This window comes from Pseudorhodoferax aquiterrae (genome assembly GCF_014652235.1).
In the GTDB taxonomy this organism is placed as follows: Bacteria; Pseudomonadota; Gammaproteobacteria; order Burkholderiales; family Burkholderiaceae_C; genus Pseudorhodoferax; species Pseudorhodoferax aquiterrae.
In genome coordinates this window covers 75,504-89,763 of sequence record NZ_BMYK01000008.1, presented here as the reverse complement: position 1 = coordinate 89,763, position 14,260 = coordinate 75,504, and the positions used below count along the sequence as shown (strand labels likewise).

Genomic DNA, 14,260 nt, shown 5'->3' with positions numbered 1-14,260 from the left:
GCATGGCCATCGATTCCTTTGATGGCCTGCCGGCGCGCTGTCCGACAGCCCTGTGCGCATCGGCCTGCGTGCTGTGCGCAGCTGCCGACGCGAAGATCGGCCATCGGCGCTGGCGCGCAGGGCCGCAGCGGGCGCAAGCTGGAGGCGTTTTCAGGAGTACGCCATGCACTGCATCGCCTGCGGCCGTGAAGGCCACAATTCCGCACGCTGCCCCCTGCAGCTGTGGAAACGGGAGGCGCCTGCGCCCCGGCCCGCCGCGGCGCCCGCCGTGCAGCGCGCGGCCCCGGCCGCGCCACCGCTGTGCCGGCTCGACAGCCACGACCGTTCGCGCGAGGCCTGGTTGCAGTTCGGCTGAACGCCGGGTTGCAAATGTCATCGACGCGGCGACCCCTGCAACGGCGCTGCAGTGCGCCGGCGCGACAGTGCGTCCATGGCAGGGCCGCCCGCCCTGCCGCTTGCAGGAGACGCGCATGACCGTACCGACCACCACCTCCCGCCGCCGCGGCGCGGCCCGCCTGCTGCTGGCACTGACCTGCGCTGCCACGCTGGCCGGACCCGCGCTGGCCGCCGACGCCAGCCTGGACCAGGTCTACCAGGCCGCCCACAGCGGCCATGTGGACCAGGCCCTGCAAATGATGGACCCGGTGCTGCGCGACCACCCGAACAGCGCCAAGGCCCATTACGTCGAAGCCGAGCTGCTGGCGCAGCAGGGCCGGCTGGGGCCGGCGCGCACCGAACTGGCGACGGCCGAGCGGCTGGCGCCCGGCCTGCCCTTCGTGCAGGAGCAGTCGCTGCAACACCTGCACCGCGTGCTCGACCAGACGCCCGTGGCGGCCGGCCGCACTGCGCTGGCCATGCCCGCGGCCGAGGCGGCCCATGGGCGTCCGCTGGCCTGGGGGCTCGGCCTGGCCGTGGCGTTCGGCGCGCTGCTGGGCTGGCTGCTCACGCGCGCCAACCGGCCCCGCCCGGCCCAGGGGCCGGCCATGGCGCCGATGGCCGCGGCAGGCCCGTCCATGGCCTGGCCACGGGGCGCGGCACCGTCCGAGGGCACGGTGCCCTGGGGCGGCGCACCGGCGGCAGCGGCCACCCCTGGCTGGGGCGCACAGGTGGCGGCCGGCGTGGCCGGTGGCCTGGCCGCCGGTGCGGCGGCCGTCGCCGGGCAGGAACTGGGCCGGGGCCTGTTCGGCCACGAGACCGTGGCCGCGCCCGCGTCCGTGCCCTACACGGCGCCGCTGGCGCAGGCGGCGCCGGTGGCAGACGGCTGGTCCGATCCGGACTTCGGCATCCGGGACCCGGGCGCCGGCTGGGACGACGACACCACGGATGCTGATGCCGGCGGCCTGGGCGGCAACTGGGACGTCTGAGCGACGCCTGTCCGCTCAGTACAGCGTCTCGACGCTGGCGTTGAACAGGTAGCCCGCGCCGCGCTCGGTCAGGATCAGCTGCGGCGTGAATGGGTCGGCCTCGATCTTGCGGCGCAGCCGCAGCACCTGCACGTCCACCGTGCGGTCGTAGACCTCGGCGTTGTGCAGGCGCGAGAGCTGCAGCAGCTGGTCGCGGCTCAGCACGCGCTGCGGCGCGCTGCAAAAGGCCGCCAGCAGGCTGAACTCGTTGTTGCTGAGGTCCAGCTTGCGGCCGTCCGCGTGGTTCAGCTTGCGCGTGCGCAGGTTGAACTCCCAGCCCGCGAAGCGGTAGGCGCGGCGCTTGTCGTCGCGGCTGGCCAGCTCGGTCTGCACGTGGTAGCGGCGCAGCACGGCGCGGATGCGGGCCAGCAGCTCGCGCGGGCTGAAGGGCTTGGTCACGTAGTCGTCGGCCCCGAGTTCCAGGCCCATCACGCGGTCAGCCTCTTCGGCCTTGCCTGTCAGCAGCACGATGGGGATGCCGGCACGCTCGCGCAGCGCACGCGCCAGCTGCATGCCGTCCTCGCCCGGCATCTTGAGGTCCAGCAGCACGAGGTCGATGGCCTCGCGGTCCAGCAGTTCCAGCATGGCCGCGCCGCTGGCCACGGCCGAGACGCGCAGCTCGTTGGCCGCCAGGTATTCCAGCAGCAGATCGCGCACGGCGGGGTCGTCGTCGACGACCAGGATGTGGCCGGCGAGGGCGGCCGGCGGGGGCGTGGCGGACATACTTGGGGCTTCCGATGGGCTCGATGCAATGGACGATTCCACTATAGCCGTGCCACCGCCCGGCCCCGACCGCGCGCACCTGCGCGGCGTCACGGCCGTGCTGCTGGTGGAGGCGCTGATCCTGCTGGCCGTGGCCTGGGGCCTGTGGGTGCTGCGCCAGCAGTCGCTGGACGGCGAACTGCGGCGGCTCGGCTCGCTGGCCGCCGCCATGGCCACGCAGGCCGACGCCGGCCTGGACGTGGCCGAGGCCACGCTGCGCGCCACCCGCACCGAGCTGGCCGAAGGCCTGATCCAGCCCGGCACCGAGGCCGCGCAGACCTTGCTGCACACGCGCATGGCGGCGCTGCCGCAGTTCCGCGCGCTGGCGGTCACCGATGCGGCGGGCCGGATCCTGGCCAGTTCGGTGCCCGGGCCGCTGCCGGCCGGCTCGCTGGCGGGGCTGGACTTCTTCCGCGCCGCCCGGGCCGGACTGGCGGAGCGTGCCTTCGTCGGCACGCCCTTCCCCAGCCTGCGCGATGGCCGGCCGCTGGTGGCCATGGCCATCCCCTGGAACGCTGCCGACGGCGGCTTCCTGGGGGCGGTGGTGCTGCTGGCCGATCCCGAAGTGCTGGACGGCAATTTCCGCCGCATCGCGCCGGCCGCCGACACCAGCCTGGCGATCTACCGCAGCGACCGCGTGCTGGTGTCCGACGGCCCCGGGGAAGACCCCTCGCAGCTGCTGCCCGCCAGCGTGACCGATGCGCTGTGGGACATGCCGGCGCCGCACCGGGTGCGCCTGGCCGATGGGCGCGAGCGCCTGGTGGCCGCGCAGGCCCTGCGCGGCCATCCGCTCATGGTCGTGGTGGCGCGCGACCTGCGGCCGGCCCTGGCCGACTGGACCGAGCAGGCTTGGCTGGTGGTGGCTTTCGGTGCCTCGGCGCTGACGGTCACGCTGTTCCTGCTGGTGCGCAACGTTCGCGAGCAGCGGCTGCGCCTGACGGCGCAGCAGGCGCTGGCGGCCGACCAGCAGCGGGCGCTGCGCGCCTTCCAGGCCGCGCAGGAGGGCAACTGGGAGTGGGATGCACGCTCGGGCCGCGTGGACCTGTCGCCGCGCATGAAGGAGCTGCTGGGCCTGGCGCGCGATGCGCCCGTGCCGCCTGACCCCATGGCGCTGCTGCGCGAGCGCGTGCACCCGCGCGACCTGCGCGCGTTGCGCCATGCGCTGGCGGCGCATGCGCGCGGGCGCCGGCCGCTGTTCGACGCGACCGTGCGCGTGCGCCAGGCCGGCGGCCGCTGGGGCCATGTGCGCCTGCGCGGCAATGCCTGGCGCGATGCGGCCGGGGCGCCGCTGCTGTTCTCGGGCATGGCTGCCGACGTCAGCGAGGAGGTGGAAGGCCGCGCGCGCGAACGCGCGCTGGCGGACCAGCTGCAGCGCGCGCGCCGGCTGGAGGCCATCGGCACGCTGGCCGGCGGCGTGGCGCACGACTTCAACAACATCCTGGCCTCGGTGGTCGGCTACGGCGAACTGGCGCGTGCGGCCGCGCGCGCGGGCTCGGACCAGGCGCGCCAGCTCGACCAGGTGCTGCAGGCCGGCCAGCGCGGCAAGGCGCTGGTCGAGCGTGTGCTGTCGTTCAGCCGCGGCACGCCCCACGTGGCCCAGCGCTTCGCACTGCAGCCCGTGGTCGAGGAGGTGCTGCAGCTCATGGCGGCCTCGCTGCCGCCCGGCGTGACGTTGGCGCCGCAGCTGCAGGCGCCGGCCGCCGTGCTGGCCGGCGATCCCACGCTGGTGTACGAGGCCGTGCTGAACCTGTGCACCAACGGCGTGCAGGCCATGCCGGACGGCGGCGCGCTGCAGGTGCTGCTCGCAGTGGAAACCGTGGACACCACGCGCACGCTGTTCGAAGGCCAGCTGCAGCCCGGCCGCTACGCGCGGCTGCGCGTGCAGGACAGCGGCACCGGCATCGCGGCCGAGGCCATGGACCGCCTGTTCGAGCCCTTCTACACGACCAAAGGACCGCGCAAAGGCACGGGCCTGGGCCTCGCGGTGGTGCATGGCGTGGCCGCCGAACTCGGCGGCGCCATCGACGTGCAGAGCCGGGCAGGCGAGGGCGCCTGCTTCACGCTGTACCTCCCGTGCCTGGACGCGCCGGCCGATGCCGTGGCCCCGGTGGCCGGCGGCGCGCTGCCGCTGGGCCAGGGCCAGAGCGTGCTCGTGGTCGACGACGAGCCCGCGCTCGTGGCGCTGGCCGAAGAGATGCTGGCCGGCCTGGGCTACGAGCCCTTCGGCCTGGTCTCCGGCACCGAGGCGCTGGCACGCTTCTCGGCCGAGCCCGGGCGCTTCGAACTCGTGCTCACCGACGAGCGCATGCCCGAGCTGGCCGGCACCGAACTCGCGGCGGCGCTGCGCCGCATCCGGCCGGACCTGCCCGTGGTGCTGGCCAGCGGCTACGGCGGGCCGGAACTCGCGCAGCGCGCCGCCGCGGCCGGCGTGCGCGTGGTCGTGGCCAAGCCGCTGGCGCGGGCCGAGCTTGCGCGGGCCGTGGCGCAGGCGCTGCAGGCTCCGTTGCAAACGTAATGGATCCGTGGGCCGGCTGCATGGCTGCGTAACCCGGCGCGCGCACAGTTCCTTCCAACGGAGCCGCTGGCGCGTGGCGCACCCGGCCCGTCATGGACGAGGAAAGGAATCACCATGCGCAAGAACGCCAACCGCCGGGCCATGCAGGCCCTGGCCGCGGCCGCGGCGCTGCTGGCCGGCCACGCCATGGCCACCGAATACGGCACCGTGGTCTCCAAGACGGCCGTGTACAGCCAGGTGGCCGTGCCGGTGCAGCAGTGCGTGCAGCAGGACCAGGTCAGCCGGGCCCAACCCAGCGGTGCCGGCGCGCTGATCGGCGCACTGGTCGGGGGCGGCGCCGGCAACCTGATCGGCCACGGCAGCGGTCGCGCGCTGGCCACCGGCGTGGGCGTGCTGGCCGGGGCCATCACCGGCAACAACGTCGAGGCCAACGGTGCGCCCACCGTCGTCACCCCGGTGCAAACCTGCCACCAGGAGCAGCGCGTGGAGAACCGGCTGGTCGGCTTCGACGTGGTCTACGACTACAACGGCCAGCGTTACAGCACGCGGCTGGCCAGCGACCCGGGCGACCACGTGCCGCTCAACGTCAGCGTGACGCCGGCCAATGCGGTGGTGCAGCCGGCACCGGTGGCCTACGGCAGCACCACCATGCTGCCGCCCGTGGTCGTGGCGCCGGCCCCGGTGGTGGTGCAGCGTCCCTGGGTCGCGCCCGTGGGTGTGGAGGTCGATGCCGGCTGGGGCTGGGGCGGCCGCCACTGGCACTGATGCCTTCAAGGTTGCAGATGCAACCTGCGCCGCCCTGCGCGTAGCCATCCGGCAACGCCCACGGCGCACCATGGAGCCATCGCAACAAAGCTTCCCTGAAAGGAGTTCACCATGTTCAACGACAACGCTTCCCACTCGGTCCTGCTGGGCGCCATCGTCGGTGCCGGTGGCTACGACGGCCACCTGGAATCCAGTGCGCCGGCGGTTTCGCACGAAGCCGCCGAGCGCGAGGCCCGCCACGACCTGCAGATGGCCCAGGTCGAGCTCTACTGCGACCACCGGGCCCAGGCGCTGGTCGCGATCCGCCACGCCATGCAGCTGCTCGAAGCCTGCGACGACAAGGCGCTGGAGCCCCAGCTGTCCAAGCTCAGCGAGGCCGCCTGGCACGTGCGCCACAACGACAGCCTCGTGGCCGTGGACCTGCTGGACCAGGCCAAGGACCAGCTGCACGCCTGAACCGGCGGGCCGTGGCGCGCGGCCTCAGAAGCTGTGAATGAACCGATCGCGGCCACGACGGGGTGCGCCGGGCCGCAGGCGTAGGCGCAGGCCGCCGCCCGGGCTCATGCCCGGGCAAGGCCTGCAACGCCCGCATGTGGCTCGGCGCGCCCCGGCCCGAAGGGCGAGGCCCTGGGCGGGGCGATGGTGCTGAACACCACGGGTCATCGGGCCTCGCGTGGTCGTGAGGGGTTCGTTCACAGCTTCTCAAGCCGCCGCCATGTGCTCTTCGAGCAGTTCGGCCTTGCGCGCCTCGAGCTGCTCGCGCATGGCCACCAGGTCCAGCTTGCGTGCGCTGCGGGCCTTGGGAAAGATCTCGTTGCGCTCTTCCTTCACGTGGTGGTCGATGTACTCGCCCAGCACCTTGACCTTGGCGTCGTGCACTTCGGGGCTGTCCTCGCCGGCCTCGATCTGCGCGATGAGGTCCTTGGCCGTCTGGTGCTCGACCTCGGCCTCGTCGATGAGGTCGGTGGCCGACATGGCGGCGCGCAGGGCCGGGTAGAAGATCTCCTCCTCGATCTGCGCATGCACGGTCAGCTGCGTGCAGATCTCGCGCGCGAGTTCCTCCTTGCGCGCCACGGCGGTGCGGCTGCGCGAGCCGGCCAGCTCCTCGTATTCCTTGAACAGCTTCTTGACGGCGCGGTGGTCGGCGTCCAGCAGGTCGCAGGCGTCCTTGGTGGTCTTGGTCGTGGCCATGGTGTGGATCCTTCGTGGGTTGGAAAGTCTCCATGCTGGGCGGCCGCGAGCAGCGCGGGTGTAGGCGCACGCAGCCAGTGCGCGGCGTCGCTGGCTGACAGACCTGTCGCCAGGCGACCCGCACTGTCTGTGGGTGCGGGCCGCACGCAGTTGCCGTGGGCCGGGTGTGGTAGAAATCCGCCCGAATTGCCGGCGCGGCGACACCAGGCGCGACACATGTGCACCGACGCCGAAGCAGTCGAGGGTTCACCAATCGGTACCTGGGGGTGTTCGCATGAAGTTCCTGTCCCGTCTGAACATCGGCCCGCGTCTGGGCCTGGGCTTCGGTGCCGTGCTGCTGCTCTCGGTGCTGGTCGGCGTGCTCGCGCTGCACCAACTCGGCATCGTCAACAACGCGACCCGGGACATGGCCACGAACTGGCTGGTCTCCATGGACGCCCTGGACGACTACCGCACCGACCTGGCCATGGTCCGCGATGCCGAAGGCGCGCACCTGTCGGCCACCCAGGCCAGCGACATGGCGGCGCAGGAGAGCAGCATCAAGGCCGCCCAGGCGGCGATGGACAAGAGCTGGCAGCGCTACGAGCCGCTCATCGGCGAAGGTGCCGAGCGCGCGCTGGCTGCTTCTGTCAGGAGCGCGCAGCAAGCCTATTTCGCGGCGCTGGACAGAACCCTGGCGGCCTCGCGCAAGGGCCCCGATGCGGCCCAGGAGGCGCGGGGGCTCTACATGACCGACAGCGGCAAGGCCTATGCGGCCCTGGTGGCGGCGCTGAACAAGACCATCGCGCTGCAGGTGGAGGGCGGCGACGCGGCGTACGCGCAGTCGCAAGGCGCTTTCTCGCAGGCCCGGCTGGAAGTGATTGGCATCCTGGCTGCGGCCGTGGCGCTGGGCGCGGTGCTGGCCTGGCTGCTCACCCGCTCCATCACCCGGCCGCTGGCGCGCGCGGTGCAGGTGGCGCAAACCGTGGCGCAGGGTGACCTGACCTCGGTCATCGAAGTGCAGAGCACGGACGAAACCGGTGTGCTGCTCGCTGCGCTGCGCGAGATGAACGAGAAGCTGGCCACTATCGTGCACCAGGTGCGCGACAGCTCGGACTCGATCTCCACGGGCTCCACCGAGATCGCCAGCGGCAACTCCGACCTCAGCGCGCGCACCGAGGCCCAGGCCAGCAGCCTGGAGCAGACCGCCGCCTCCATGGAGCAGCTGACCGCCACCATCCGACAGAACTCCGACACCGCGCAGCAGGCCGCGCAGCTCGCGCAGTCGGCCTCGAGCTCGGCGCAGGCCGGCGGGCGCGTGGTGTCCGAGGTCATCCAGACCATGCAGGGCATCTCGCAGTCCTCCTCCAAGGTGGCGGACATCATCGGCGTGATCGACGGCATCGCCTTCCAGACCAACATCCTGGCCCTCAACGCGGCCGTGGAGGCGGCGCGCGCAGGCGAGCAGGGGCGCGGCTTCGCGGTGGTCGCCGGCGAGGTGCGCAGCCTCGCGCAGCGCAGCGCCGATGCGGCCAAGGAGATCAAGGAGCTCATCACGCAGAGCGGCGACCGCGTGGAAACCGGGGCCAGGCTGGTTGCCGAGGCCGGCAGTTCCATGGACGAGATCGTGGCCCAGGTGCGGCGCGTGAACGACCTCATCGCCGAGATCAGCGCCGCCAGCCGTGAGCAGAGCAGCGGCATCGGCCAGATCGGCGAGGCCGTGTCGCAGCTCGACCAGGTCACGCAGCAGAACGCGGCCCTGGTCGAGGAGATGGCCGCCGCGGCCGACAGCCTCAAGAGCCAGGCCGCGCGCATGACGGGCGCGGTGGCGGTGTTCCGCGTGGCGGCCAACGCCCCGGTGCAGTTGGCGACCGCGCCCCGCGCTGCGGTGCCGGCGCCGAAGCCGACGCCGGCACGTCAGCCGCAGCGGCCGGCCACCGTGCGCGCGCCGGCGCCGCCGTCCGCCCGCGCCTTGCCGCCCAAGGCCAAGGCCAAGGAAACGGCGACGGCAGAGGCGGACTGGGAGGCGTTCTAGACCGGGCGGCTCAGGCCCGCGTCAGGCGAATGCCGCCGTCGACCACCAGGATCTCGCCCGTGGTCTTGGCCGCGCCGACGCCGAGCCACCAGGCCGCCTGGGCCACGTCTTCGGGCTGGATGATCTCGCCCAGCGCGGCGCGCTGCCTGTAGCTCTCCACCGACGCGGCATAGGTCGTTTCGCCGAGCCCGTTCCGCAGCCAGGGCGAGTCCACCAGGCCCGGCGCGATGCCGTTGACGCGGATCGTCGGCCCCAGCGCACGCGCCAGGCCGATCGTCATCGCGTTAAGCCCGCCCTTGGACGCCATGTAGGCGATCGACGAGCCCGCGCCCATGAACGAGGCGGTGGACGACACGTTGACGACCGCGCTGATGGGGTGCTGCTCCAGCAGCGGCACGAAGGCCCGTGTCATCTGCCAGGCACCGACCACGTTGACCGCGTAGATGCGCTGGAAGTCCTCGGCCTGCAGGCCGTCCAGATCCTTGAGCGGCACGAAGCGCGTGGTGCCCGCGTTGTTGACCAGCACGTCGGCCCGGCCCCAACGCGCCCGCACGTCGTCAGCGAAGCGACGGCAGTCGGCATCGCTGGACACATCGGCCTTGACCACCAGCACCTCGGCACCGAGATCGCGACATTGCTGCGCGACCTGTTCTGCCGGCGCCGGATCGCGCGAATAGTTGACGGCCACGTTCCAGCCCTGGCTGGCGTAGAGGCGGGCGGTGGCCGCGCCGATGCCGGAGGACGAGCCGGTGACGACGCAGACCTTGCGTGCGGATGCTTGCATGTTCGTGCCTTTGCTGGTTTTGGTTGCCGGGCCAGTATCGGCCGCGCCGGCGCAGCCGCCTGTCACGCAGGCTGCGCTGCGCTGGCGGCGCCGCGGCGCAAGGCATACGGTCCGTCGCCCGCGAGCTCCTCGCGCAGGAACTGCACGCAGGCGCGCACCTTGGCCGAGTGGCTGAGCCGCACCGTGCTGGCAGCCCAGATGTCGGCCGGCTGCGTGGTGCCGGGCAGCACGGGCACGAGCCGGCCGGCGGCCAGGTCCTCGTGCAGGTCCCAGTCCGCCTGCAGCACGATGCCGTGGCCGTCGATGCCCCAGCCGCGCACGATCTCGGCATTGTTGGACGCGAGCCGGCCCGTGACCTTGACCTTCTCCTCGCCATGGGGGCCGGCCAGGCGCCAGACGCCGAAGGCCTGGTTGCGGTCGCGCAGCACCAGGCAGTCGTGCCGGCTCAGCTCGGCCACGCTGGCCGGTGCGCCGCGCCGCGCGAGGTAGCTGGGCGCGGCGCAGAGCAGCCGCGCGCCGCTGGCGAGCTGGTGGGCCACCAGGTGCGGCTCGTCGACGGCGCCCACGCGCACGTCCAGGTCCACGTCTTCGGCGATCAGGTCGACGCGGCGGTCCACCGCATCGAGCTTGATGTCCAGCGCCGGGTGGCGCTGCGCGAGCTGCGAGAGCAGGGGACCGATGTGGCGCCGGCCGAGCCGAAAGCTCGTCGTCACGCGCAGCGTGCCGCGCGGCTCGATGCGGCCGCCGGCCACGGTCTCGCCCAGATGGTCCACGCCCTGGAAGATCTGCTGGGCCGCCGCGTAGACGCGCTCGCCGTCCTCGGTCACCGTCACGCGCCGCGCGGTGCGGTGGAACAGCGCCACGCCCAGCGCTTTCTCCAACAGCGCGATGCGCTTGCTGACATAGGCGGGCGAAGTGCCCAGCTCGGTCGCGGTGGCGGCGAAGCTGGCCTTGCGCGCGGCCAGGCAGAACACGCGCAGGTCGTCGAGCTGGAAATTGAGGTTCACGGTTCGTGAATCATAGAACCACATCCGGCGGCTTGTTTGCGCGAAGTGTCGTCAGTAGAGTGCCGCCTTCCGAGGAGACACCTGCATGACCCGCCCGCTTTCGCTCGCCGCCCTCACCGTGCTCGAGCTGACCCCGCCCGCCATGGTGCGCTGCGCCTTCCATGCCGGCTACAGCCACGTTGGCCTCCGCCTGATTCCTGCCACGGGTACCGAGCCGCGGTACGACCTCGTGGGCGACACGCCGCTGGTGCGCGAGGTGGCGGCCGTGCTGGCCGACACCGGTGTGCAGGTGCTCGATGCCGAGATCTTCCGGCTGCTGCCGGGCCAGCGGGTGGGCGACCACGAGGCCGCCGTCGCGACCGCGGCACGGCTGGGTGCGCGCGAACTGCTGGTGGCCGGCAACGACCCCGACGATGCGCGCCAGATGGACGCCTTCGCCGACTTCTGCGCGCTGGCCGGCCGCTACGGCCTGGGTGCCGTGCTGGAGTTCATGCCGTGGACGGAGGCGAAGGACCTGGCCGCGGCGGCCCGCATCGTCGCGCACAGCGGCTGCGCCAACGCGGGCGTGCTGATCGATCCCTTCCACTTCAGCCGCTCGCGCAGCCGGCTCGAGGACATTGCGCTGGTGCCGCCCGCGCAACTGCGCTACCTGCAGTTCTGCGACGTGCCGGCCGCGATCCCGCCCAGCATGGACGCGATCCTGGCCGAAGCGCGCGCCGAGCGGCTGTTCCCGGGCGAGGGGGAACTGGACCTGGTGGGCTTGCTGCGCGCTGTGCCGCCGGGCATCCCGCTCAGCGTGGAGGTGCCGACGCAGAGGCTCGCGCGCACCGTGGATGCGACCGAGCGCGCGCGCCGGGCCCTGGCCGCCACGCGGCGCGTGCTCGCACAGGTGGAGGAATGAAGCGCATCGACTGCGACCTGCTGGTGGTCGGCTCCGGTGCCGCCGGCCTTTCCGCCGCCGTGACGGCCGCCTGGCACGGCCTTCAGGTCGTGGTGGTCGAGAAGGCCCCGGTGTTCGGTGGCGCCACGGCCTGGTCGGGCGGCTGGATGTGGTTGCCCGGCAATCCCCTGGCCAAGCGCGCCGGCATCCACGAGGACCCGCAGCAGCCGCGCACCTATCTGCAGAGCGAACTCGGCCCGCACTACGACGCGGCGCGCATCGACGCCTTCCTCGACCACGCGCCGGCCATGGTGGCCTTCTTCGAGCAGCACACTGCGCTGCAGTTCGTGGACGGCAACGGCATTCCCGACATCCATGGCCAGCTGCCCGGTGCGGCCACGGGCGGCCACCAGCTCATCGCGGCGCCTTACGACGCGCGCGCCATCGGCGCACTGAACAAGCTGCTGCGGCCCACCATGCGCGAGACGGCGTTCATGGGCATGCCCATCATGGCCGGTGCCGACCTCGGCGCCTTCCTGAGCATGACGCGCTCGGCCAAATCCTTCTTCTACGTGGCCGGGCGCGTGCTGCGCCACCTGCGCGATCTGGCGCTGCACGGCCGCGCCATGCACCTCGTCAACGGCGTGGCATTGATCGGGCGGCTGGCCAAGTCGGCGCAGGACCTCCGGGTGCAACTGATCGCGTCGGCCCCCGCGCAGCGGCTGCTCGTGGAGGAGGGGGCAGTGCGCGGCGCCGTCGTCGCGATGGAGGGCGGCGAGACCGAGATCCGCGCGCGCCGCGGCGTGGTGCTGGCGGCCGGCGGCTTTCCGAACGACGTGGCGCGGCGCCAGGCGCTGTTTCCGCGCACGCCCACGGGCCGCGAGCACCTGGCGCTGCCGCCCACGAGTTGCGCGGGCGATGGCATCCGCCTGGGCGAGTGGGCCGGCGGTGTGCTGGAGACCGATTTGGCTTCGCCCGTCGCCTGGGCGCCGGTCTCGCGCGTGCCGCATGCAGACGGCACAGTCGGCCACTTCCCGCACATCATCGACCGCGGCAAGCCCGGCGTGATCGGCGTGCTGTCCAACGGCCGGCGCTTCGTCAACGAGGCCGACGGCTACCACGACTACACGGCGGCCATGGTGGCGCAGGCGCCCGCGGGCGAGGAGGTCTGCTCCTGGCTGGTCTGCGACCACCGCTTCCAGCGCCTGTACGGCCTGGGCCATGCGCGGCCCTTCCCGCTGCCCGTGGGGCCGGCCCTGCGCAGCGGCTACCTGCAGCGCGCTGCCACCATCGAGGCGCTGGCCCGGGCCTGCGGCATCGCGCCCGCTGCGCTAGCCGAGACGGTGCGGGAGTTCAACGAGCATGCGCGGCGCGGCGAAGACCCGGCGTTCGGCCGTGGCAGCACACCCTACAACCGCAAGATGGGCGATGCGCTGCACCAAGGCCCCAACCCCTGCGTGGCGCCGATCGAGCGCGGCCCCTTCTACGCGGTGAAGGTGCTGCCCGGCAGCTTCGGCACCTTCGCCGGGCTGCGCACCGATGCGCGTGCGCGTGTGCTCGATGCCGGCGGTGCGCCCATCGCCGGCCTGTACGCGGTGGGCACCGACATGGCCAGCGTGCTGGGCGGCTGCTATCCCTCGGGCGGCATCAACCTGGGGCCGGCCATGACCTTCGGCTACATCGCCGGCCGCCACGTGGCCGGTGCCTGAGCTTCAGCGGCGCAGCCACCAGGCCAGGCCCGATGCGGCGGCGGCCAGCGCCATCACCGCGGCCCAGCCGGCATGGGCCAGCAGCGTGGCACCCAGGGCCGAGCCCGCGGCCATGCCGACGAACATGCCCGTCAGCAGCACGGCGTTGAGCCGGCTGCGTGCGGCCGGGTCGATGCCGTAGACGATGCTCTGGTGCGCCACCAGCGTGGCCTGCACACCCAGGTCGAAGGCCACGGCGCCCAGGGCCAGCAGCACCAGCTGCGCGGCCACCGGCAGGCCGGCACCCAGGCCCAGCGCGACAAAGCTCACGGCCGCCAGGCCCGCACCCAGCCGCGCCACGCGGGCCGGGCCGCTGCGGTCGGCCAGCTTGCCCGCGAGCGGCGCGGCCAGCGCACCGGCGGCACCGGCCAGGCCGAAGGCGCCCGCCACGCTGGCGCCGATGTGGAAAGGCTCGGCCTGCAGCATCACCGCGAGCGTGGACCAGAACGCGCTGAAGCCCACCGACAGCAGGGCCTGGGCGGCGGTGGCGCGGCGCAGGGCGGGGTGCTTGCGCCACAGCTGGGCGAGCGAGGCCAGCAGCGCGCCATAGCCCAGCCGCGTGGTGGCCGCGAAGCGCGGCAGCAACCGCCAGGCGGCCAGCCCCACGGCCGCCACGCCGATGGCAGCGCCCGCGTAGACCACGCGCCAGTGCCAGTGCTCGGCCACGAAGCCGCTGACCACGCGCGAGAGCAGGATGCCCAGCAGCAGCCCCGTCATGACCGTGCCCACGGCCTTGCCGCGCTCGGCCGCTGGCGCCAGCGTGGCTGCGGCTGGCACGATGTCCTGTGCCAGCGTGGCCGCCAGGCCGATCGCCAGGCTGGTGGCCAGCAGCAGCTGCAGCGAGGGCGCCGCGGCCGTGGCCAGCAGCATGGCCGCCAGCACGGCGGCCTTGACGAGGATGATGGTGCGCCGGTCGAAGCGGTCGCCCAGCGGCGCCAGCAGTGCGATGCCCAGCGCATAGCCCAGCTGCGTGAGCGTGGGCACGGCACCTGCCGCGCCGGGCGTGGCCTGCAGGTCGGCCGCCATGCGGCCCAGCATGGGCTGGCTGTAGTAGAGCGCGGCCACGGACATGCCGGCGCCGGTGGCCAAGAGACCGAGCAGCGGCGCCGGCAAGGCAGGCGCCGCCTCGGCTTTGATATTCATTGCTTGCATGATGCTTCCTTCCAGATGCGATGGCAGGAAGTGTCGGGG

At 72.9% G+C, this 14,260-nt stretch carries 13 protein-coding genes; 8 read left to right on the top strand and 5 right to left on the bottom strand.

The annotated features are described in order from the left end of the window. Window positions 1-163 precede the first annotated feature (163 nt). Both IE209_RS15045 and IE209_RS15040 read left to right on the top strand, forming a co-directional pair. Complete coding sequence (locus IE209_RS15045; RefSeq protein ID WP_189687776.1) at window positions 164-355, top strand: hypothetical protein; 192 nt, start codon at window positions 164-166, stop codon at window positions 353-355. 115 nt (window positions 356-470) lie between these two features. Then, window positions 471-1,364, top strand: coding sequence for a tetratricopeptide repeat protein (locus IE209_RS15040; RefSeq protein WP_189687775.1), 894 nt, complete (start codon window positions 471-473; stop codon window positions 1,362-1,364). Between the two features lie 15 nt (window positions 1,365-1,379). Here IE209_RS15040 and IE209_RS15035 read toward each other — a convergent pair whose 3' ends face one another. Continuing rightward, window positions 1,380-2,126: a response regulator gene (locus IE209_RS15035; RefSeq protein ID WP_189687774.1), complete on the bottom strand. Its 747-nt coding sequence runs from the start codon at window positions 2,124-2,126 to the stop codon at window positions 1,380-1,382. Between the two features lie 28 nt (window positions 2,127-2,154). On the opposite strand from IE209_RS15035, the gene IE209_RS15030 reads away from it, so the two are divergent. The 3 genes from IE209_RS15030 (at window position 2,155) to IE209_RS15020 (ending at window position 5,901) form a co-directional block, all read left to right on the top strand. Further along, entirely contained in the window at window positions 2,155-4,680 is a 2,526-nt protein-coding gene (locus IE209_RS15030; protein ID WP_189687773.1) for an ATP-binding protein, read from the top strand. Window positions 4,681-4,794: 114 nt separating this feature from the next. Next, complete coding sequence (locus IE209_RS15025) at window positions 4,795-5,445, top strand: glycine zipper 2TM domain-containing protein (RefSeq protein ID WP_189687772.1); 651 nt, start codon at window positions 4,795-4,797, stop codon at window positions 5,443-5,445. A 111-nt stretch (window positions 5,446-5,556) separates the two neighbouring features. Beyond that, the gene (locus tag IE209_RS15020) at window positions 5,557-5,901 is read left to right on the top strand and encodes a hypothetical protein (protein ID WP_189687771.1); all 345 of its coding nucleotides are present in this window, start codon (window positions 5,557-5,559) and stop codon (window positions 5,899-5,901) included. 246 nt (window positions 5,902-6,147) lie between these two features. Here IE209_RS15020 and IE209_RS15015 read toward each other — a convergent pair whose 3' ends face one another. Further along, on the bottom strand, window positions 6,148-6,636 hold the full coding sequence (locus IE209_RS15015) for a hemerythrin domain-containing protein (protein ID WP_189687770.1): 489 nt from the start codon (window positions 6,634-6,636) through the stop codon (window positions 6,148-6,150). 274 nt (window positions 6,637-6,910) lie between these two features. Between IE209_RS15015 and IE209_RS15010 the strand changes: the two genes are divergently transcribed. Next, the gene (locus IE209_RS15010; RefSeq protein WP_189687769.1) at window positions 6,911-8,650 is read left to right on the top strand and encodes a methyl-accepting chemotaxis protein; all 1,740 of its coding nucleotides are present in this window, start codon (window positions 6,911-6,913) and stop codon (window positions 8,648-8,650) included. A 10-nt stretch (window positions 8,651-8,660) separates the two neighbouring features. Here the strand turns inward: IE209_RS15010 and IE209_RS15005 are convergent, their stop codons facing one another. Further along, window positions 8,661-9,434 (bottom strand): SDR family NAD(P)-dependent oxidoreductase, encoded by a 774-nt coding sequence (locus tag IE209_RS15005; protein WP_189687768.1) that lies wholly within the window; start codon window positions 9,432-9,434, stop codon window positions 8,661-8,663. Between the two features lie 62 nt (window positions 9,435-9,496). Then, the gene (locus tag IE209_RS15000; protein WP_308433179.1) at window positions 9,497-10,441 is read right to left on the bottom strand and encodes a LysR family transcriptional regulator; all 945 of its coding nucleotides are present in this window, start codon (window positions 10,439-10,441) and stop codon (window positions 9,497-9,499) included. An 85-nt stretch (window positions 10,442-10,526) separates the two neighbouring features. Here IE209_RS15000 and IE209_RS14995 point away from each other — a divergent pair, with 85 nt between their 5' ends. Further along, the gene (locus IE209_RS14995; RefSeq protein ID WP_189687766.1) at window positions 10,527-11,342 is read left to right on the top strand and encodes a sugar phosphate isomerase/epimerase family protein; all 816 of its coding nucleotides are present in this window, start codon (window positions 10,527-10,529) and stop codon (window positions 11,340-11,342) included. Continuing rightward, window positions 11,339-13,030 carry an FAD-dependent oxidoreductase gene (locus IE209_RS14990; protein ID WP_189687765.1) on the top strand — a complete coding sequence of 564 codons (1,692 nt, stop codon included), beginning with the start codon at window positions 11,339-11,341 and terminating at the stop codon, window positions 13,028-13,030. Before IE209_RS14995 ends, IE209_RS14990 begins: the two co-directional genes overlap by 4 nt. 3 nt (window positions 13,031-13,033) lie before the next feature. Here IE209_RS14990 and IE209_RS14985 read toward each other — a convergent pair whose 3' ends face one another. Beyond that, window positions 13,034-14,221 carry an MFS transporter gene (locus tag IE209_RS14985; protein ID WP_189687764.1) on the bottom strand — a complete coding sequence of 396 codons (1,188 nt, stop codon included), beginning with the start codon at window positions 14,219-14,221 and terminating at the stop codon, window positions 13,034-13,036. Window positions 14,222-14,260: the final 39 nt, after the last annotated feature.